18 protein-coding genes are annotated in these 20900 nt (G+C 40.4%); all 18 read left to right on the forward strand.

From position 1 onward, the window contains the following. Positions 1–1072 precede the first annotated feature (1072 nt). The 18 genes from ACSBL2_RS05960 to ACSBL2_RS06045 all read left to right on the forward strand — a co-directional run bounded on the left by ACSBL2_RS05960 (position 1073) and on the right by ACSBL2_RS06045 (position 20780). Entirely contained in the window at positions 1073–1612 is a 540-nt protein-coding gene (locus tag ACSBL2_RS05960; protein ID WP_442590756.1) for a helix-turn-helix transcriptional regulator, read from the forward strand. Positions 1613–1874: 262 nt separating this feature from the next. Continuing rightward, positions 1875–3086, forward strand: coding sequence for an OmpA family protein (locus tag ACSBL2_RS05965; RefSeq protein WP_442590757.1), 1212 nt, complete (start codon positions 1875–1877; stop codon positions 3084–3086). 27 nt (positions 3087–3113) lie between these two features. Beyond that, complete coding sequence (locus tag ACSBL2_RS05970; protein ID WP_442590758.1) at positions 3114–3299, forward strand: hypothetical protein; 186 nt, start codon at positions 3114–3116, stop codon at positions 3297–3299. 31 nt (positions 3300–3330) lie between these two features. Then, a complete protein-coding gene (locus ACSBL2_RS05975) occupies positions 3331–5061 on the forward strand; it encodes a hypothetical protein (RefSeq protein ID WP_442590759.1) in 1731 nt (576 codons plus the stop codon). Between the two features lie 109 nt (positions 5062–5170). Beyond that, positions 5171–6670, forward strand: coding sequence for a S41 family peptidase (locus ACSBL2_RS05980; RefSeq protein ID WP_442590760.1), 1500 nt, complete (start codon positions 5171–5173; stop codon positions 6668–6670). 24 nt (positions 6671–6694) lie between these two features. Continuing rightward, positions 6695–7606 (forward strand): DUF5106 domain-containing protein, encoded by a 912-nt coding sequence (locus tag ACSBL2_RS05985; protein WP_442590761.1) that lies wholly within the window; start codon positions 6695–6697, stop codon positions 7604–7606. Positions 7607–7659: 53 nt separating this feature from the next. Continuing rightward, positions 7660–8820 (forward strand): MraY family glycosyltransferase, encoded by a 1161-nt coding sequence (locus ACSBL2_RS05990; RefSeq protein WP_442590762.1) that lies wholly within the window; start codon positions 7660–7662, stop codon positions 8818–8820. A gap of 23 nt (positions 8821–8843) precedes the next feature. Then, positions 8844–9803, forward strand: a complete 960-nt coding sequence (locus ACSBL2_RS05995; protein WP_442590763.1) for an NAD-dependent epimerase/dehydratase family protein — start codon at positions 8844–8846, stop codon at positions 9801–9803. Between the two features lie 73 nt (positions 9804–9876). Then, on the forward strand, positions 9877–11670 hold the full coding sequence (locus tag ACSBL2_RS06000; RefSeq protein ID WP_442590764.1) for an ABC transporter ATP-binding protein: 1794 nt from the start codon (positions 9877–9879) through the stop codon (positions 11668–11670). A gap of 73 nt (positions 11671–11743) precedes the next feature. After that, a complete protein-coding gene (locus tag ACSBL2_RS06005) occupies positions 11744–12670 on the forward strand; it encodes a glycosyltransferase family 2 protein (RefSeq protein WP_442590765.1) in 927 nt (308 codons plus the stop codon). A 46-nt stretch (positions 12671–12716) separates the two neighbouring features. Next, the gene (locus ACSBL2_RS06010) at positions 12717–13337 is read left to right on the forward strand and encodes an acyltransferase (RefSeq protein WP_442590766.1); all 621 of its coding nucleotides are present in this window, start codon (positions 12717–12719) and stop codon (positions 13335–13337) included. Between the two features lie 20 nt (positions 13338–13357). After that, entirely contained in the window at positions 13358–14308 is a 951-nt protein-coding gene (locus ACSBL2_RS06015) for a glycosyltransferase family 8 protein (RefSeq protein WP_442590767.1), read from the forward strand. Beyond that, positions 14305–15177, forward strand: coding sequence for a beta-1,6-N-acetylglucosaminyltransferase (locus tag ACSBL2_RS06020; protein ID WP_442590768.1), 873 nt, complete (start codon positions 14305–14307; stop codon positions 15175–15177). The genes ACSBL2_RS06015 and ACSBL2_RS06020 overlap by 4 nt, the downstream gene beginning before the upstream one ends. Next, positions 15170–16267 (forward strand): acyltransferase family protein, encoded by a 1098-nt coding sequence (locus ACSBL2_RS06025; RefSeq protein WP_442590769.1) that lies wholly within the window; start codon positions 15170–15172, stop codon positions 16265–16267. Before ACSBL2_RS06020 ends, ACSBL2_RS06025 begins: the two co-directional genes overlap by 8 nt. Position 16268: 1 nt before the next feature. Continuing rightward, a complete protein-coding gene (locus tag ACSBL2_RS06030) occupies positions 16269–17264 on the forward strand; it encodes a glycosyltransferase family 2 protein (RefSeq protein ID WP_442590770.1) in 996 nt (331 codons plus the stop codon). Positions 17265–17431: 167 nt separating this feature from the next. Further along, a complete protein-coding gene (locus ACSBL2_RS06035; protein WP_442590771.1) occupies positions 17432–18547 on the forward strand; it encodes a hypothetical protein in 1116 nt (371 codons plus the stop codon). Further along, positions 18522–19652 (forward strand): glycosyltransferase family 4 protein, encoded by a 1131-nt coding sequence (locus ACSBL2_RS06040; protein WP_442590772.1) that lies wholly within the window; start codon positions 18522–18524, stop codon positions 19650–19652. The genes ACSBL2_RS06035 and ACSBL2_RS06040 overlap by 26 nt, the downstream gene beginning before the upstream one ends. A gap of 3 nt (positions 19653–19655) precedes the next feature. Then, positions 19656–20780 (forward strand): glycosyltransferase, encoded by a 1125-nt coding sequence (locus ACSBL2_RS06045; RefSeq protein ID WP_442590773.1) that lies wholly within the window; start codon positions 19656–19658, stop codon positions 20778–20780. The last annotated feature ends 120 nt before the right edge of the window (positions 20781–20900 follow it).

Here is a 20900-nt window from a genome sequence, read left to right on the forward strand (position 1 = left end):
ATTCCTGCACCTGGGCAGTTGTGTTTAGGCCAGCAAACCATTGTGAGGATGAGTGATTTTTTCATATGGATTACATTTGTGTGTATTCCATAAATAAATAAAAATACTAAAAGTGTTCTGTAAACGATAAAGTACAATCGAATAGCTGAGATTAACAGCAGTGTCTTTGTCGAAAAATTAAAGCAACACAGGTTTTTTTGTCCAGAGAATCTCTTGTAGTTTGATCTCATTTTACATCCATATCCTGATCAGCGTACCTGCATTTTATACTAATCGTTTTCAATTGTTCCTGATGTCTATCTCCCTATTCATCTTGTGCAGTAATTGCTGGCAGTAAATTAACACCCAGATCTGTCAATGGGTACTCAATTAAAGGATGACAGGCGCAACTGCGAATCCAAAGGAAACTCGCAGCAAATACAGGAGCCTACGAACAGAATAATTTTTTACCCCTGGGATATTTTACATCTTATCCATCTGTTTCAGCATAGTCTGACCCAGCAGCTGATCCTCTTTGGCAATAGCTCATTTAACCTCGTGTTATCGGTATCCCAATTGATTCTGATCTGTTTTTAGTTAATAATGGCTGTTTTTTTTAGCTGTTTGACTATGGTACTGATTTCCAGAGTTTCTTGTTTTTATATGTCAGATGCGTTCAATATGCAAGTGTATTTATGGAAAAATATTTCCTTAAAGCTTTATTTTTTCATCCGCTATACGCAGGGATATTTTATTTGAATGCGTAGCAGATTTCCAGACCACTTAACTTTCCTGCTGGTATGTATGCCCTTTCTTTAGGCTTTCAATCACCTTTATTGGGATAAAATATAAGATAAAAAGACGGTGTAAGATGTAACATCAACATGTGTCTTTGTCACATCGCTATAAAAGCAGATTATAGATATTTTTGAATTAGAAAATCGACACACGAATTACTTATAAATATGAAAAAAAATCTACTTTACATCTCTTGCTTTATTTCGCCTGTCAATTCCTTTGCTAAGAATCTTGAAACGCTGGAAAACTCTTTTTGTCCCTCTGCGGGATGGAGGTTCAACACCACATTAGCTTGATGGGTAGGTTAGATAGAGTTCATCTGAAAAATATTGGCCAGGCCAAAAATGAACTTAAAAATCAGGAAGAGCAAAAACAAACCATAATTTCAGGAAAGCAGGTACCGGGAGATCTCATCCTTAAGGGCAGCACGATTTTGTATTTCATTATAAGTAATTTAATAAGGCGCAAAAAACAGGTGCAGGTTGCTGATGTACAGTATAAAGGGTTGCCTATTGATAGGGAAAGGGAAGTCTCTATTTTTGAAATCAACAAGTTAAACGATTTAGCGAAAATGGATGATCCTTCATTCATGCTAAAATTCCATGAATATTTCCCTTCGTTTGCAGCCTTGTTAAATCAAAATTCCTGTGTCCCGCTAACTTATTCGGAAATCGAAATTTGTGCTTATACCAAACTGACTTTCTCTACGAAAGAGATTGCTTTATACAGGAATTGTACGATAAGATCTGTTGATAACCGGAAACATAGAATAAGGAAAAAGATGAAACTGACTCCTGAAATTGATTTTATGGTTTGGATCGCCAACATTAAATAATTTTTTATGCTGAATGCCTTTTGCTGCTTATTCAGCCCTGGAAACCTTTTTATAGTGTCAATTGCAAATAGAATCTGGAGAAAGATTTTGTGAAAAATTCCTTTACAGCTTGGCTTGCTATTCTCCTGTGGAATAACATTTATGACAACATAAGCTGATGGGGGAGAATTGAGTAGCAATGAGTACATCTGAGTATGTATGAGTAATAATAGATTGATCTTGGATGGTCAAATTTGAGGAAGTACAAATTAAAACAGATGCTATGGATTTAAACAGAAAGCAAATCAGACGAATAGGGAATTGTTTGGGATTTCTTTTATTCCCTTTTTTTGCCACTTCGTCTTTCGGACAGGAAATTAAACGGGATACGGTTGTTGTGGAGAGTAACGGAAAATTCCCGGTTGTGACCAATGGATTTTGGGACAATTGGTTTGTCGGGGCCGGAGCTGGTACCCAGATATATTTTGGTGATCACAACAGGCAAATGAAAATTGGACAGCTCTTTAGCCCGGCATTTAATTTTTACTTTGGTAAATCGTTTTCACCAGGTATTGCGCTACGCGCGGCAGTAGGTGGGTTTAAAATTGTAGGCCTTACCCAGAACGGAAGCCATTCTACCGGGGTAGTATATGATGCTTCCAGGAGTCTGACTAAACAACAATTTAATTATTACCAGGCAAATATTGATGTGTTATTCAATGTCAGTAATGTTTTAGGTGGTTTTAAAGAAGATCGCTTTTACGCATTAAGTCCCTATCTGGGCGTAGGTTGGATGGAGACTTCAGATGAACCCACCGCAGGAGAGGTGAGTTTAAACATTGGCTTTTATAATACCTTCCGTCTGAGCTCCGGTCTGGACCTGGTTCTGGATATGCGTGGTAGTATGGTGAATGACAGATTCGATGGAGAAGTAGGGGAAAGTAAAGTAGAAGGCATATGGGCCACAACCTTAGGACTTGCTTATAAGTTCAGGAGACGTGGATGGGAAAAACCAAAAACGACGACGATCAGTTATGATGAGACTGCACTGGCCGCCCTTCGCGACAGGATGTCTGCACTTGAAAGAGATAATCAGGCTTTGAGGAAATTGCTGGATGATTCGAAGAACCAGACAATTACCGATGTCAATTTACAAAACCGGGTCTTAGCTGCGCCAATTCTGATCACTTTCCCTATAAATAAGAGTGTGGTGAGCAACGAAGCACGGGTGAACCTGGGATATTTTGCCGATGTAATTAAAGGAGATAAGTCTGGCGTGGTGTATAAGCTTACCGGTTATGCGGATAAGGGAACGGGTACATCTAAGCTTAATCAACGTTTGAGCAAAGCACGTGCAGAAGCCATCTATCAAGTGCTGGTGAATGAGTTCGGTGTACCTGCCAGGCAGCTGCTGATCTCTCACAAAGGTGGTGTAAACAACATGTTTTACAATGATCCACGCCTGAGCAGAGCGGTAATTACAATAGCTCAATAGAAAATTCAAACTTAAAGATTTACCCTGATGAAAAACGACAAAAAAGTAAAATATGAAGCCCCTACAATAAAAGTGATGATTGTAGAGCTTGAACAAGGAATAGCGGCTGCTTCAGTAACATTTTCTGGTGGAGATACTGCGACACCAAATCAGCCTCAGGTAGAAGATTGGCAGGTCGGTGTGGTAATTGGCCCGCAGAATGGAGATTTATAAGAGTTGTTAACGTGTTATTAATAAGATGAATATGAATTTATTTTACAAAAACTATACCTCTGGAATAGCTATGATTATTCTACTTATAGGTGTCGCACAGTTTTTTTCCAGCTGTTCGAAAGATAAAGACAATGAAGCACCTGGGGGTGGTTCAAACGGTACCGATAAACTGGAAATTCAGGTTCTTGGCATTACGGAAGATCTGGTGAATACCGTGAACCCGACTGCCAGTGTAGCGACCAGATCTGTTGCCAGACAAAGCGGTCTTACTGCTCCTAAAACAACAGTGTTTGCCGGATTTGATGCCGTTACTTCAGTGGAAAGAGATGTGCAGAAACAATCAAACGTTTCCATTGGAAATACTGCAGGTGGACAAACTGCTGCAAATGGATTGCTGGCCGCAACACCGATGGCTACGAATGTGAGTTACCGTTTGCTGTTATACAAAACCGACGGAACCTTTGTCAGTTCAACCGTATTAACTTCCGGAACCATAGGTCTGGTAGATGCTGCCAAGGGAAATAGCTATAATTATTATGCAATTTCGTATAATACGACGGAAGTGGTACCAGATCCGAATCATACTACGCCAACTTTAGTTTTACCGGGCGGAAGGGATATCTTATATATCAGTGGAACTGTAACTATACCTGCAAACCAGGCGGATGGGAATACGCCATTGGGGCTTGTCTTTAAGCACAAATTTTCCCGGATTGCCGTAGAGCTGAATACCATGGGGATGTTTGGAGATATCAATACGGCGGCAGTAAGCGTTTCGGGAATAAATGCAAAAACAGCAACTATCAATCTCATAACAGGTACTTTGTCTGATCCGGTAAGTTCTTCCCAAACCATTAGCTATAGTAGTTTTGCCAATGCGACTACCGGATTTAATGACGCAAAGGAAGTTTATATCTATACTGCTGATCCGGCTGCCACTTCACTTACTGTAACATTAAGTAACTTGGTGGTAGATGTAAAGCAACCGCCTTCAACAACGGTAACGAGGTCTTTTACCACTTTACTGGCTGCTACCCCCTCCGTATTTACCTTTAGTGTGACGCCGCTGCTGGGATATAGTTACCGTGCAAAAGTCAATCTGATCGAATCACCTATCACAATAGCGGGCGTGAGATGGGCCAGAACGAATCTGTATTACGCTGATGGAACAACACATAACCCATATCGTTTTGAACCTACCTATGCGCATACAAATAATTTAAACAGTTATTTTTCTTTCAAAGGAACGCTTCCCAGACAATATGGAATTAATGGGGACCCTTGCGCGCTTGTATATCCTCAGGGTGTATGGCGTCAGGCTACTGAGACAGATTACCGAACACTAGTAGGCGGAGCACTTTTTATTGGTGCATTACCAAATACCTATGGTACTCATCCTGTTACCGGACTTGGTTATATAGAGTATACAGGAACCGGAACCGTAGCTCCTTACGAAGGTAACAGGTTACGGTTTAATTTCAATGGTCAGGGTGTTAGTCTTGGATTAGTAGGCGGTCTTATTGATGTTAGTCTGGGTTCTACTTATGGAAATAGTGCACAAATATGGACGAGTAGCTATGGTCTTGATGTACTTGGTTTAGTTGGTTTAATTGCTATCAATTATGAAGGAGTTCGCAATACACCACCGATTATACCGCCTAGTAATACATCGCAAGTCATAGGTAACCTGCTCAATATCTCTGCTATTGGTACAGCCGTTGTCCAATCGAATTTTAAAAATGTCCGTTGTGTGCGGAACTAAATCCCCTACCTGAAAAGGTGAAAAAAACAGGGCGGTTTAAGTCCACAATAAACCGCCCTCAGTACTGTGTTTCAAAAGAGGTGTAAGCTTAAAATTGACTAGAATTAGGATGAAAGGTATTTTATTGTTATTTATTGGACAGCTCATCAACATAATAAAATACCTTTTTTATGATAAAACGGCTTGGGCTCCTGCAATTCTTCTACTGCTGATCCTCTCCTGTAAAAAGGAAATGCCGGTTGTGGCTGAGCAAGCGGAAAGGTCCGCCGATCAGCGTCTCAAAGATAGCATATACTATTACTATAAACGTTATTCACTATGGACCGATAGCGCAGCACTTGATGATGACAGTGTGTTTTCGTTTACCGATACCTACGATTCGCCTTCAGCTGTATTAAATGCACTGAAAGGAATGACACCTTTCCATGCGCTATACCGTGGCGGTATAGACCGCTTCTCCTATCTGGCAGATGCAGAAAATGGCGGAAAGCAAAGTTTTGGTCTTTTTTTATCCATAGGAGCTGTAGGGGAGAAAAAAGCTTATCCGGTGGTATATTTTGTAGAAGGTGGCTCACCGGCAGACCTGGCGGGTATCAGGCGATCTGATGTGGTGCTCAGCATTGATGACAATCAGGATCTTGGCATTCCTGTCACTTGCAGTGATGCTGGCTGCCAGGTGGATGAGGAAAGCGTTTATCAGACTGTGATTTCCAGGTTGCTGAAGGCGATGGCACAACCTGGTATGCGGATCAGGATTCGCCATGCTGATGCTGCTGAATCGACCATTCAGCTCTCCTCTAATCGCTATGCGGTTAATCCTGTCATTACCCATAAAGTGTTTTCCTATCCGGATAAGGCTATAGCTTACCTCGCTCTTTCTTCTTTTGAAGAAGCGTCTGTAGGGAGTATCAACCGCTCCCGGCTGGAGCAGGTGTTCAATAGTTTTGAGCAGCAACAGGTGAATGACCTGATAGTTGATCTGCGTTACAACACGGGAGGGGATATTCGTACAGTTGAATATATCGCCAACAAAGTAATTACCGAGGGAGGCAACAGGAACTTAATGTTCAGGTTTATTTTGAATGCCTACCTGAAACAACACCCGCAGGCGGGAGGCAATTCTTTTGATGATGTATACTTTAGGCGCAATAACCACCTGAATCTGAATACAGTTTATTTTTTGGTGACTGATGTTACTGCTTCTGCAGCTGAACTGCTGATCAATGTACTCCGTCCCTATATGAATGTGGTGATTATCGCTGAACATGAGGGTACGTATGGAAAGCCCGTGGGTTTTTTCAAACAGGAAATTATGGGTAAAGCGGCACTTTGGGCAGCCTCTTTTAAACTGGTGAATGCGCGTGGCGAAACGGATTACTGGGATGGAATAGGAGCAGATCAAAGAAATGTAGTGGATAATATTTTTCGGGATTTTGGAAATATGGAAGAGTCTATGGTACGGGCTGCGGTTAATCATGCTCTTGGCAGGACGACATCGAGCACGATCAGTTCAATGGTTGCTAAAACGATATTGCCTTTAAAAGGCCGGATAAGTAATGTAAATGTAGTTAGAGAGAAGGAGATGCTGATGAGGGGGCTGGGAAATTAATGCGAATAAATAAACCATGCAGCGATGAACAGATTTAATTTTTTTAAGTATTTTTTGTTGTCCCCCTTCATTGTTAGCGGCATTTTCGGTTGTCTGCCGGACGCCGTACATGCTCCGGGATCTTCTGCAGGTAAAGCCAGTACCAATACTGTCAGCAAAATTCCGAAAGATGTACTTTTTCACTATTGGGACGATTTCGATTTCAATGATACCATTGCTTTAAATAATCCTGAGATTGGCGAACAGGCAGTCGTTAACTTTATTGCTGCACTTAAGAAGTTTCCTGATACGATAAGTAAACGGGCTGTGAAACACATGCTTTCACAAGCCAAAGTTTACCCCGCCAGCTTGAGCTATTTTACAAAGCAATATGATCATTATCTGTATGATCCAAATTCGCCAATGCGCAGTGATGTCTATTATAAGCCGGTTTTGGAATTCTTACTGGATTCATGCCAGCTTAATGATACTGATAGACACAGGTACCATTCGCTGCTTACGCTGGTGAAAAAGAATAGCGCTGGTTCGCCTGCGCCTGACTTCAATTTTCAACTGCCAGGGGGAAACAAAAGTTCACTTTATGACATTAATGCGCCTTTTACACTTTTGTTTTTTTATGAACCCGGCTGTCCCCATTGTGAAGATGCCATGATTCAGCTACAAACTACTCCGGGTTTTCAGCAACTGGTGGAAAAAGGGAATCTTAATGTCTTAGCGATTTATGCGATGGGCGACCGGAATATTTGGAAAGCATATCAATCGCATATTCCTGCAACATGGACTAACGGACTGGACAAAAACAGGCAAATCCTTAATCAAGGACTTTATGAGATCAGGGCCTCGCCTACACTTTTCTTACTGGATAAAGACAAGGTGGTGCTCCTGAAAGATGCTGATTTGGGGCAGGTCACCTCATTTTTTAAAGCTGTAATATAACATTTATGTATAGATAGGAGAGTTCTTTTTTTGTTTAATTTAATTAATTTAAGATGGCTACTGTTAAAATTCTGATTATCCTGATTCCGTTTCTACTGGCACTTTATCTGGGGAGGTCTATTATACCTTTCATTTACCTGATCAGTTTTAAAAAAAGGCTTTTTGATCCTGTTAATGCCCGAAAAACTCATGGGCATGTTATACCGAGACTGGGAGGTGTCGCTTTTGCACCAATTCAGTGCTGCCTGATGACCCTGGCGGTGGTCATCTTTCATAAATACAATTTTTTAAATGACCTGCACCTGAATACCGGTGAAATACTGCCTATGTTTTTGTTACTTATAACAGGTCTGGTTACCTTATTTGTGGTGGGCATCGCAGATGATTTAATAGGGGTGAGTTACAAGTATAAATTTATAGCACAGTTGCTTACAGCGACTTTATTGCCGGTTTCCGGCCTCTGGATAAATGATATGTATGGGGTGTTTTTCATTACTTATCTGCCACCCTGGATAGGAATGCCATTGACTGTTTTTGGAGTAATGCTGATTATCAATGCGGTTAACCTTATTGATGGCATCGATGGTTTATGCTCCGGACTGATTATGGTGAGTAGTTTGATTCTGGGTGTCTTATTTGCCATCGAGAATGCCTGGCTGCATGCTATTTTTGCTTTTGTAACCGCCGGAATGCTGATTCCGTTTTATTATTTCAATGTACTTGGTGCATCGAAAAGAAGACGCAGGATCTTTATGGGGGACACGGGAAGTCTAACCCTTGGTTTTTCTATAGCCTTTTTGGCTATCAGTTTTTCGATGAACAATAAAGATATCAAGCCGTTTTCTGAAGGGGCTATCGTGGCTGCGTTTACTACCCTGATGGTTCCTGTGATGGATGTCGCAAGAGTAATGTGGGTGCGTTTCAGCAATCATAAATCCCTCTTTGAACCCGATAGAAACCATATTCATCATAAATTCCTGGATCTTGGGTTTTCACATCGCCTCACAATGATCTATATTTTATTGATTGCGCTGTTCTTTAGTGTGTTTAATATTGTGAGCGTGCAATTTATCAGCAATAATATTGTCCTGGCCTTAGATGCCGTATTGTGGACCCTCTTCCATGTGGTGTTCCACAAAGTAGAAACCAGTAAAAAGGCAGAACCAGCCATTACATTGAACAAGAATACTCAAATTAGTTATAGTGAGGCTTAATTGCCTGATAAATATTGATGCTTATGAAAATTGCTGTCATTGGAGGTTCTGGTTTTGTAGGAACCCGGTTAATGGAAAGATGGAAACAAAAAGCCGGACTTAGGCTTCTGAATATAGATAAAGAGAGGAGTGAAAGTTTCCAGGCGATTACCCATATTGCCAATGTGCTGGACAAGGCTGAACTGACTACTTTACTGAAGGGGGTAGATGTGGTGGTACTGCTTGCCGCTGAACACCGGGATGATGTTACGCCCGTTTCGCTGTATTATGATGTGAATGTAGGCGGGATGAAAAATACCCTGGAAGCTATGGAAGAAAATGGGGTGAGCCGTATAGTCTTTACCAGTTCGGTAGCCGTGTATGGATTAAACAAAGTAAATCCGGATGAGGAAATTTCTGCAGACCCTTTTAACCACTACGGAAAGAGCAAATGGCAGGCTGAGCAGGTCCTTCATGAATGGTATAAACTGCATGGACACTGGAATATCAATATTATTCGTCCTACGGTTATTTTCGGTGAAGGTAATCGTGGAAATGTTTATAATCTTTTAAAGCAAATTGCTTCCGGAAAATTTTTAATGATTGGAAAAGGTGATAATAAAAAGTCAATGTCTTATATTGGTAATATCGTTGCTTTTATCGAATTCCTGATCTTTGAGCGGACTGAAGGTTATGAGGTGTACAATTATGTGGATAAGCTGGATTTTACGACCAATGACCTGGTTTACCATACAGGAGAAGTGCTTGGAAAGAAAATTCCTACTATTCATATCCCCTATACTTTGGGAATGCTGGGTGGATATGGTTTTGATGTACTGGCCTGGGGACTCCGTAAAAAATTGGCCATTAGTTCAGTGAGGGTAAAAAAATTCTGTGCGGTCACGCAGTTTGATTCTTCTAAAGCAATGAACTCCGGATTTGTTCCACCCCATTCGATTGAAGATGGATTAAGGAGAACGTTAAAAGCAGAGTTCGGAAAATAATACAGGTCTGATACAATTATTGAGAAGCATAAAATACGATAACAGGTAAAGCGAAATATTTAATTGATTCAGAATGAAATCTTTTTTAAAGGGAAAATTTAACACACTCTATTTCTTCTATCAGTATCTTGGTTTCAGGATGTTTATATTGTTGGGATTCAGTTTTCTAATGGTACTGTTGGATAGTATCGGACTGACAATGTTTATTCCTCTGCTCCAGATTGCTGATGGAACGGAAATAAGTGGCACATCAGACAATACCAGTAAAATCATCGGCATCGTAAAGAGTTTTTTTACTTTTTTTCATTTGAATACAAACATTGTAACCATGCTGCTGAGCATCGTTTTGTTATTTATTTTAAAAGGTTTTTTTTACTATTATGCTACAAAATACCTTGGAATTAATCAGCAGATTTTTTCCAGGAAAATCCGTACGCTTTTAAGTGTTGGTGTTCGTGATTTAATGTATAAAGAGTTTGTCAGAACGGATATAGGTAAGATGCAAAACTCACTTACAGGAGAATCATGGCAGGTCGTTTATGCCTGTAGTCAATATATGGAGTCAATAAGAAATGGAATGTTTCTGCTCATTTATCTGTCTTTCGCTTTTTTAATGGACTGGAGGTTTTCAATTCTGGTGACTATAGGTGGTTATTTATCCAATACCACCTACAAATATTTTTACAGACGCACGGAGGAGTTATCAAGAGATATCACAAAGAATAACCATAAATATGGGGCGATTGTAATTGAGGTGGTTAATCATTACAAGTATCTTAAATCAACTGGAAGAAGTATGTTTTTTATCAACCGCTTGAATGATGAACTAGGCAGACTGACCGGAAACAATATAGAAGTTGCTAAGCTCAACGCACAGTTATCCGCTTTACGTGAACCGATGATGATGATCGTAATTAGTATTGTGATAGCGGTCCATGTACTGGTGTTCAGGTCATCGCTCTCTTCTGTCATGATCATTTTAATTCTGTTTTACAGGGCCATGCAGACGATTATAAATTTGCAGGTGAACTGGAATAATTATCTGACGAACAAAGGGTCGATTGAAAACGTAATGGATTTCCAGAAATATTTGGATGAGCATAAGGAAGTTTTTAGCGGAACAGCAATGCTTCCGGTTATTGACAGTATTCGCCTTGAAAATCTTAGTTTATATTATGGCGATTTTGAGGCACTCAGTGATGTCAACCTTGAGATTCATAGAAACCAGTCTGTAGCATTTGTTGGAGAGTCCGGTTCAGGGAAAACCAGTCTGGTCAATGTGTTATGCACCTTGATGCCATTTGATAAGGGGTCATTTTTAGTAAATGGTCAAAGTATTAAAACCTATAATAACATCGATTTTAAGAGTAAGGTCGGGTATATTGCTCAGGAGCCTTCCATCTTTAATGCGGATATATTTGACAATGTTACCTTTTGGAATGAAAGGACAGCTGATAATTTAAGGAAGTTTCACCGGATTATGCAGATGTGTAGTTTGCAGAAGTTTTTGGACGGACTGCCTGAAAAGGAAAACACGTTATTGGGCAATAATGGGGTTAATATATCCGGAGGGCAAAAACAGCGGATTTCTATTGCCAGGGAACTCTATCGGGATATTGAAATTTTAATTATGGATGAGGCTACATCGGCTTTAGATTCTGAAACGGAAAGGGAGATTAAAGAAAGTATCGAATCGCTTCATGGAAAAATTACCATCGTCTCCATTGCACACCGGCTTTCAACCATACATCATGCCGATAATATTTTCTTGTTGGAAAAAGGAAAAATTGCTGCTCAGGGCAGTTTTGAAGAATTGAAAGTGAATTCAGCCTATTTCAAGAAATTAACTGAGCTTCAGGGTATTTAAAAACATAAATTCTTCCCCTGAAGGGGAAATGCATCAATAAGGTCCTATAAAGTCAAATCGCCATTTGTTAAATATGTGTATCGTATCATTTGTTTTACCAGCTTACAAGGCAAAGTTTTTTCATCAGGCTATTGATAGTATATTGAATCAATCGTATCCTGATTTTGAATTAATTATTGTCGATGATGCTTCGCCGGAGCATCTGAAAGAGATTGTTGATTCTTTTAACGATACACGAATCAGGTATTATCGTAATGCGCAGAATATTGGCGGACGGAGTTTGGTGGAGCAGTGGAATCACTGTATTGAATATGCAAGCGGAGAATATATTGTCTTAGCCGCTGATGATGATATTTACCTGCCTGGTTTTCTGGAACAATGTTTAGGCTTGGCAAGAAAATACCCTGGGGTGGATTTGATCAGAACCGGGGTGGAACAAATCGATGAACAAAATAACCTGATTGGCATAGATAATATTTTGCCCGAGTACTGTAATAAATACCAGTTTCTGTATTACTGGGTGAATGGAACAGCTTTTACCTGTATTGGTAATTATCTATTTAAAGCTTCTGTTTTGCGGGACAAAAAGTTCATTGATTTCCCTTTTGGCTATTGTGCAGACGTTGCGTCGACGATCATGATGGCTGAAAATGGAGTGTCAAATACTTCGGAAATGCTGTTTCAGTTTCGTATATCAACGATTCATTTGTCTGGCAGTATAAAACATCTGTCGTCTAAACTTAAAGCTACAACATTGCTGTACAAATGGTTAAATGGTTTGGGGTATGCGAAACCGGAAAGCAAATCAGATAACTATCATTATGATCAGGTGCAGCATCAGGTGCTGTATTCAAAATGCAGGTACGATTATTATAACCAGGTAATCAAATATTTACCATTCTATAAGTTTTATGCAATTAAAGATTGTGAGCTGCTCTCTGTCAGGGATAAATTCCTGATGTTTTTGAGGTTTTCAGCTCATAAACTTTTGAAAAATTAAAGCGTACAGGATTGGATACAGGTGTTTTAGCTTCTAATAACTGAAAATGAATTTTATTAAGATAGTCATCAAATATATACTTAGGCTAATTTCTTATCGCAGCGTTCAAAAGGCCGATAGATTTTTTAATATATTGTATACGCATTGGGTAAAATATAGTTTTGCTTCATTCGGAGGGAATTCCTATTTGGAAAGAGGTTTGCGATTATGGAACGCAAAATTCATTTCTATCGGGCAGCGTGTCTTTATCAGGAGGATGGGGAATCTGTCTGCCTGGGATGAGTATATGGGACAGCAATTTCAGCCAAAGATAGAAATTGGAGATGGTTGTTCAATTGGTGAATTCTTCAATATGTCATGTACAAATAGCATTGTATTAGGTCAAAATGTTTTAATAGGCAGGTGGGTTACCCTTATTGATCACGCTCACGGGGGGAACGGAGAAGAGGAACTCGAAATTCCTCCGGCAGAAAGGAATCTGGTCTCTAAGGGTGGGATTGTCATTGAGGACAATGTATGGATTGGCGATAAAGTAACGATCTGTGCAAATGTATACATACATAGGGGAGCAGTAATCGGAGCCAATAGCGTGGTGACAAAAGATGTCGCAGCGCATACCGTTGTGGCAGGATGCCCCGCAAGAATTATAAAAACCGCTTTAAAATAGAATCGATAAGCCTACATTAAATGATAAACAAAACGGATAAAAAGACTCCTTTGGTCATAGCTTTCACGCCAAACTATATTGTTCCTGCTGCAGTATGTATCTCGTCTGTTTTGGAATACGCCAGTCCTGCCGATTGTTTTCATATCATTTGTCTGCTGGCGGAACCTTTGTCCAATGCAATGCAGGAGCAATTGTGTCTGCTTGGCGGAGACCGCGTTTGCTATTCATTCCTGAATCTCGAAGGAGAACTGGGGGATATTTATGTGGATGAGAAGTATTCTATAGCGGCTTCTTATCGTTTGCTGCTGCCCGATTTATTACCTCAGTATGATAAGGTCATATATGTTGATTGTGATGTAGTGGTACGTAATGATCTGGCAAAATTATTTAGAGAGGCTGATCTGGGTAATCATTATTTAGCCGGGGTTTATGAGGCAACGCTGGACTTCCAGGTTGCCCATATGGAGGCTATTGGATGTGCGCCGGGTACTTACCTCAACTCTGGCTTCCTCCTGATGAATCTACAGCAGCTAAGAGCGGATCATATGGTGCAGCTGTTTATTACTGCGTCGAAGAAGGAGTATCTGGAATTTCCTGATCAGGATGTGCTTAATCAGCTATGCAAAGGACGTATTATAGGGCTTCCTCCTTTTTACAATAGCATACGGACATTTTATTTACCACAATACAAGCCGGATTTTCTGAAGTATTACAGAGAGGGGGATTGGCAGGCTGTACAGAAACAGGGTACTGTACATTATACTGGCAGTAAACCCTGGAATACTTTTACGGTGAAGTTTGACTTATGGTGGTCTTATTATGAACAGCTTCCTGACGGTATTAAAGCTTATGGAGGGGTTGATCATAAGATGTCCCTGCTGTATAAAGTGTACCGTACCTGGTTAGGTGGTTTTTTAATTCATACGCTGCAATATGTATACAGGCAGCTGAAAAACAGGAGGGAATCATGAAACATGCTTATCTGATTATTGCACATCATGAATTTGAGATATTAAGGCGTTTGGTGAAAGCGCTGGATGATGTACGTAATGCGATATATATTCATTTTGATAAAAAAGTGGAACAGGTACCTTCAATAACGACTGATTATGCAGATTTATATATTCCAGACCATAGGGCCGATGTGAGGTGGGGTGATGTTTCACAAATTGAAGTTGAGTTGTTTTTATTTCAGGAATCGTTGAAACAGGGTCCTTATGCGTATTACCATCTGCTGTCGGGTGTAGATATGCCTTTAAAGTCGCAGGATTTCATCCATAGATTCTTTGCTATCCATGAGGGTAAGGAGTTTATTGATTTTTATGCAGGGAACGCAAGTTCGGAAATCGATAAAAAGGTACAGTATTATCATTTATACCCCAAGTATTATCGTTCTGCCCCAGGTATTTTAAACTTCTTTAGAAAGGCATTGCGCTCTATCTTTTTAAGAATGCAATATACTGTTGGCACCCGCCGTCACCGTGACATTTTGTTTAAAAAGGGTTTGAATTGGGTAAGTGTTTCACAGGAATTTGTGTTGCATTTACTCAGTAAAAAAGAGGAAATCATAAGGGACTATCAAGGTACGTTCTGTGCAGACGAGATTTTTCTGCAGACCGTTTGCTGGCATTCCCCATTCCGTGAAAATGTTTTTGATTCACAACATGATGGCCCTGGTTCCCTGCGGATGGTTTGCTGGCAGAATAATGAGTTAGTGGACTGGGAAGACAAGGATTTTGAAACCTTAATGAATTCGGATGCCCTGTTTGCAAGGAAATTCAGCAGTAAAGATCTAGACTTTGTTGATCATATATTAAACCAGATTACATCAGATGTTTAAAAAATTAACGGACAGGACGACATTTGAGTCCATTGAACTACTTCGTTTCCCGCTCATGCTACTGGTGGTGTTTGTACATGTGATACCACCTGAATTGTATCCTGTTAAATTGGGATGGGATCCGCACCGTATGTATACTTTTTTCTCGGAGCTTATTTCTCATTTGATAGGTAGGATCGCTGTACCCGCTTTTTTTCTGTTTTCCGGTTATTTTTTCTTTTTAAAGCTCCATACTTTTAATGCCCGGATTTACATCCGTCAATTGAGCAAACGCTGGAGTACCTTGCTTTTTCCCTATCTTCTATGGATTATGCTATACGTTTTAGTGGTGGTGTTAAAGAACTCCATGTTAGGAAAACTGGGTGCGGTTGAGGATGAGATGTATGCAGAGATTAAGGAGGGGCACTATTACGATATATTTTGGGGCGGACCACTCCTGTATCCCTTCTGGTATATCAGGGATTTGATTTGCATGGTAATCCTTAGTCCTGTTTTTTATCTGCTGTTTAAATACCTCAAAGGATTAGGCCTGTTCCTGCTGGCTGGCAGCTATTTAATGGTGTGGGAATCAGGTATTCCGGGATTAAGTACGACTGCATTTTTCTTTTTTGGGGCAGGTACATTTTTCGGAATCAAAAAATATGATTTAATGGCATTGGGACTAAGGTATAAATATTTAAAATTACTCGCTGCGGTAATTTTTTTAGGCATAGCGACTTATTGGAATGCGACACCGGATCACGAATACTGGATTCGTCCTTTTATTATTTCGGGGGTTCTTGCTGCATTATGTTTAGGAACGATACTGACCCAGACAAAAAAACTGAAATCGCAGTTACTTAGATTATCATCTACGGTATTTTTTCTTTATGCTGTACACGCGTTGTACATTATAAATTGGTTGAAAGGGGGCTTCGCTAAGCTAAGGTTACCCGACCAGGGCTGGGGCAAACTATTGGTTTATTTTACCATTCCAATCGCCTGTACGTTGATATGCCTGTGTCTGTATGCACTCATGAAGAGGTTTTTCCCTAAGGTACTGGCAGTTTTGACCGGTGGAAGAATAACTGTTAAATCTTTAGAAACGTAATATGGGGTTTAAGACATTCGCATCCGTGATTATGCCTGTTTACAATGCAGGGAACCGGGTATGTACTGCCCTGAAATCTCTCAGGGAACAGGACTATCCGGACCTGGAAGTAATTATAATTAATGACTGCAGTACGGATAATTCCCTGAGCAAAATTGAGGAGTATGTTCCGGTTCTGGAAGCTAGGGGTATACACGTAAAAGTCATTAGCCATACACAAAACCAAGGGGTGGCCGCGGCAAGAAATACCGGGCTGGACCATGCAACCGGAGAGTTTGTTTATTATGTGGATGCTGATGATCGTATTGAGCCTGATACGATTGGTTTACTGGTGGGAAAAGCCCTCTCGGAAAACGCGGATATCGTGGGCTGCAACTGGTTCCTCACCTTTGAAAAAAATGAGCGCAGAATGAATCAACCTTCTTTCACTGATCCAAAGGAGGCGATCCAGAAAATGCTGAATGGATCGATGCGATGGAACCTCTGGCTGTTTATGGCACGGCGGTCTTTGTATGTGAAGCATCAGATCCGTTTTATTCCGGGAATGAATATGGGAGAAGATCTCATGGTGATGGTGAAATTATTTGTGCATGCGACTAAGGTCGTATTCCTGAACAAGAGCCAGTACCATTATGGGCAATCCAATACGCAGTCACTGACTAAAATTTATTCGAATGCACATATTCATGAAGTTGTTGAAAATGTAAAAGAGGTGGAACGGTGTATTTCAAAAAGTGGTCTCGCGGACCAGCTGGGCGATTGTATTGATTTTTTAAAATTAAACATTAAACTCCCATTGTTGATTTCGGATGAGGTAGAACAATACCAACGCTGGTTAATATGGTTTCCGGAGGTTAATGATAGGGTGATGGATAATGATGCACTGCCTTTGCGGACAAGGTTTATACAATGGCTGACGGTTAAAAGGCAATTTTGGGCAGTAAAATTATACTACCGTGTAGTGATAAAATTTGTTTACGGGAGATTATATAAATAGTGAAAAATATGGGACGTATCCTGCAGTATTTGATGATAGGTATGGTTGTCAGTTTATTTTATTTTTCCTTTGGATTCACATTTTTGCCAAGTAGCATAAATACTAAGCTGATTTTGGCTGTGATAGGTTTACCTTTTGCTGTCTTTCATGCAATTCAGAGAGGAAGTATGAAAATAGACCGTGCACTAGTCGGGGCTACCGGTATCGTGATGTTGTTTTCTCTGGTTTGCTTCTTCGCTGTTGATTATAACCATACGACTGACTTATCCTATGCAACTTATTTTGTAAGTTTTGCTGTCTGGACTTTTTCTGCTTATACCGTATGTGCGCTTATCCGATCGGTACATGGGGTGATCAATTTAAAAATTTTGACTTGCTATTTAGCCGGAGTCTGTGTTGCACAATGTTTATTGGCCCTGCTAATTGATTCAATCCCTCTTTTTGAAATATTTGTGAATAGTTATATTGATCAGGGACAGGATTTTCTGGTAGAAGTAAGTCGTCTGTATGGCATTGGGGCATCCCTGGATAATGCAGGTGTACGCTTTTCTCTGGTATTGATCATGTTGGCCGGGGTACTTTCTAAAGAGCAGACTTTGCGCACCGACCGCAGTACAATCATCATGCTGCTTATTGCCTTTTTTAGTATTGTAATCGTGGGCAATATGATTTCCCGTACCACCTCAACAGGAGCTGGCCTGGCGCTGCTTTTATTTACCTGGAATACCGGGATTTCGCGAATGGTGGTCAGACCTGATTTTCTGAGATTTCATGTGATTTTCTGGATGATGCTGATCGTGGCCGTGTTGATAACCACATATTTTTATCAGAGTAACAAAATCTTTCATGAACAGATTCGATTTGCATTTGAAGGTTTTTTCAATTGGATCGAAACCGGGGAGTGGAGAACAGGCTCGACGGATAAACTCAGCGAAAATATGTGGATCTGGCCCACCGATATGAAAACATGGATTATTGGAACAGGACTCTATGAAAATTGGATTTATGGGACAGATATTGGCTATTGTCGCTTTATATTATATTGTGGGTTAAGCGGCTTTAGTTTATTCGCCCTGTTTTTTATCTATAATGCAGTTGTATTCGCAGGTAAATACAGGCAGTACTGGGATATGTTCTTCCTTTTTTTTGTCATGACGTTCGTGGTTTGGATAAAAGTGTCGACTGATATTTTTCTGATTTATGCCTTACTGTATGGTATGGATATGTTCAAGAGTGATAAAACTTTAAACCATCAGTATGAGGATCGTCTATTGTATTGTTAGTACGTTTAATTCCGGGGGGATGGAACGGGTTCTGGCCAATAAGGCTAATTATTTGGCTAAGCATGGAAATGAGTTATTCATTGTGACTACTGATCAAAAAGGCAGAAAGCCTTTTTTTAAGCTGAATGATCATATTGTTCAATACGACCTGGGTATCAACTATACAGGAAACAAAGGACTTGTCCGGAAAATATTATCGTATCCGGGAAAGCAACGGAAACACAGGCAGAAGTTATCGGCTTTATTGCAGCAGCTTAAAGCGGATGTGGTGATTTCCATGTTTGACCTGGAAGTTCCTTTCCTGTATAAGATAAAAGATGGCAGCAAAAAGGTAGTAGAAATCCACTTTTCACGTTACAAGCGGCTACAATATGGAAATACTGGATTATTGGGATGGGTAGACCGGTTTCGAAGTAAACAGGACTGGTTTATCGCGCAGCGATATGATCGGTTTGTGGTTTTAACGCAGGAAGATAAGTTGTACTGGGGTAATTTGAAAAATATACAGGTGATTCCTAATGCGAATAGTTTTAAGCCGGTGGTCAATGCGGATTTAAAGGCAAAGCGGGTGATTGCAGTGGGGCGGTATGACTATCAAAAAGGATTTGATGAACTGATACGCAGCTGGAAACAGGTGCACAAAGTACATCCGGACTGGTCGCTCGCTATTTTTGGACAGGGACCGCTAAAAACGGAACTGCAAGCTTTGATTGTAGACCTGCAACTAGAGGAAGCTGTGCAGTTATGTGCGCCGGTAAATGCGATTGAAAAGGAATATCTGGCGAGTTCTATACTGGCCATGACTTCCCGTTACGAAGGTTTACCGATGGCTCTTCTGGAAGGACAGGCCTGCGGTTTGCCCCTGGTCGCTTATGCCTGCAAATGTGGGCCACGTGATATTATTAAGGAGGGGAGCAATGGTTTTCTTTTGGCAGAAGGAGATGAAGAGGGACTGGCGGACAAATTAATTGATCTAATGGATGATGCTGCCTTAAGGGAAAAAATGGGTAAGGCATCCCTTGCGCTGTCTGGAGATTATGCGGAAGATTTGATCATGAAACAATGGCTGATGCTTTTTAATCAATTAACAGGTAAATATGAATAGAATATGTCTGCTATGCTATCTTCTAAGAAAACAATCGTAATTTCTGCCGTTAACCTCAATGTTGGAGGTACCCTAACAATTCTGCGGGATTGTTTAGGCTATCTTTCTGCACTTGCCGGAGAAGGAAATTACCGTATCGTGGCTTTGGTGTATAAACAGGAATTGGCTGATTACCCGAATATAGAATACATAGAAACACAATGGCCTAAAAAATGGTGGGTAAACCGTTTGTGGTTTGAATATGTATCGGCAAGGAAAATTTCCAAACAGCTTAGCCCTGTCTGTCTCTGGTTATCCCTCCATGATACCACACCCGATGTGGTGGCGGAAAGAAGGGCTGTGTATTGCCATAACCCCTTTCCCTTTTATCGCTGGAAATGGCAGGAATGTTTTTTTACCCCTAAGATTGTGCTGTTTGCTTTGTTTTCCAGGTTTATATATCAAAAGAATATACATCAAAACAATAGCATCATCGTACAGCAGCAATGGATCAGGGAAGCTTTTGTAGAAATGTTTTCGCTGGAAGCGACAAAGATAATGGTTGCCTTGCCAGATGCATCTTCTACCGGGAAACTGCAGGATCTGGTCAATCAGGAGGAAGGTTATAATTTTATATATGCAGCCTCAGCAAACAGTCACAAGAACTTTGAATGTCTCGCAGAGGCAGCCAGAATACTTAGTATGCGCGGCCTGCCACAATTTCAGGTCAGGATTACGGTAAATGGTCATGAAAATGCCTATGCACAGTGGTTGTATAAACACTGGGGAAGTGTCCCAAACCTGAACTTCGCGGGTTTTATGGACCGACAGACCTTATTTAATCTATATGCGAGAAGCCATTGTCTGGTTTTTCCATCGAAAGTAGAAACCTGGGGTTTGCCGATAACAGAATTTGGTGCATTTGATAAACCCATGCTGCTTGCTGATTTGCCTTATGCACATGAGACGGCTGCTGGATACAGCCGTGTGGCGTTTTTTGATACAAATAATCCTTTGGAATTGGCCAGATTGATGGAGAGTTTAATCCTTGGTGATTATACCTCTTTAAAAGCGGTTGGACAGAAGTATATCGCTCCACCTACAGCAAATTCCTGGAAAGAAATGTTTGATACTTTATTATCTAGTTAAGAAACAGGGAGAATGTATGCGCATGGTGAAACCATCATAAGCTTAACACTTACAAACAGCAATGAATAGGCAGATGATCGCTTCATGACCTTTAAAAAGAAAATATTCACTGATGAAACC

Source organism: Pedobacter sp. AW31-3R (assembly GCF_052180285.1).
Lineage (GTDB): Bacteria > Bacteroidota > Bacteroidia > Sphingobacteriales > Sphingobacteriaceae > Pedobacter.

Excerpts from the sequence above, each read along its gene's own strand:
- ACSBL2_RS06030 (WP_442590770.1), top strand. The coding sequence starts at position 16,269 with ATGGGGTTTAAGACATTCGCATCCGTGATTATGCCTGTTTACAATGCA.
- ACSBL2_RS05970 (WP_442590758.1), top strand. The coding sequence starts at position 3,114 with ATGAAAAACGACAAAAAAGTAAAATATGAAGCCCCTACAATAAAAGTG.
- ACSBL2_RS06040 (WP_442590772.1), top strand. The coding sequence starts at position 18,522 with ATGAGGATCGTCTATTGTATTGTTAGTACGTTTAATTCCGGGGGGATG.
- ACSBL2_RS06015 (WP_442590767.1), top strand. The coding sequence starts at position 13,358 with ATGATAAACAAAACGGATAAAAAGACTCCTTTGGTCATAGCTTTCACG.
- ACSBL2_RS05960 (WP_442590756.1), top strand. The coding sequence starts at position 1,073 with ATGGGTAGGTTAGATAGAGTTCATCTGAAAAATATTGGCCAGGCCAAA.
- ACSBL2_RS06035 (WP_442590771.1), top strand. The coding sequence starts at position 17,432 with ATGAAAATAGACCGTGCACTAGTCGGGGCTACCGGTATCGTGATGTTG.
- ACSBL2_RS05990 (WP_442590762.1), top strand. The coding sequence starts at position 7,660 with ATGGCTACTGTTAAAATTCTGATTATCCTGATTCCGTTTCTACTGGCA.
- ACSBL2_RS05975 (WP_442590759.1), top strand. The coding sequence starts at position 3,331 with ATGAATTTATTTTACAAAAACTATACCTCTGGAATAGCTATGATTATT.
- ACSBL2_RS06025 (WP_442590769.1), top strand. The coding sequence starts at position 15,170 with ATGTTTAAAAAATTAACGGACAGGACGACATTTGAGTCCATTGAACTA.
- ACSBL2_RS06020 (WP_442590768.1), top strand. The coding sequence starts at position 14,305 with ATGAAACATGCTTATCTGATTATTGCACATCATGAATTTGAGATATTA.
- ACSBL2_RS06045 (WP_442590773.1), top strand. The coding sequence starts at position 19,656 with ATGTCTGCTATGCTATCTTCTAAGAAAACAATCGTAATTTCTGCCGTT.
- ACSBL2_RS06010 (WP_442590766.1), top strand. The coding sequence starts at position 12,717 with ATGAATTTTATTAAGATAGTCATCAAATATATACTTAGGCTAATTTCT.
- ACSBL2_RS05985 (WP_442590761.1), top strand. The coding sequence starts at position 6,695 with ATGAACAGATTTAATTTTTTTAAGTATTTTTTGTTGTCCCCCTTCATT.
- ACSBL2_RS05965 (WP_442590757.1), top strand. The coding sequence starts at position 1,875 with ATGGATTTAAACAGAAAGCAAATCAGACGAATAGGGAATTGTTTGGGA.
- ACSBL2_RS06000 (WP_442590764.1), top strand. The coding sequence starts at position 9,877 with ATGAAATCTTTTTTAAAGGGAAAATTTAACACACTCTATTTCTTCTAT.
- ACSBL2_RS05995 (WP_442590763.1), top strand. The coding sequence starts at position 8,844 with ATGAAAATTGCTGTCATTGGAGGTTCTGGTTTTGTAGGAACCCGGTTA.
- ACSBL2_RS06005 (WP_442590765.1), top strand. The coding sequence starts at position 11,744 with ATGTGTATCGTATCATTTGTTTTACCAGCTTACAAGGCAAAGTTTTTT.
- ACSBL2_RS05980 (WP_442590760.1), top strand. The coding sequence starts at position 5,171 with ATGAAAGGTATTTTATTGTTATTTATTGGACAGCTCATCAACATAATA.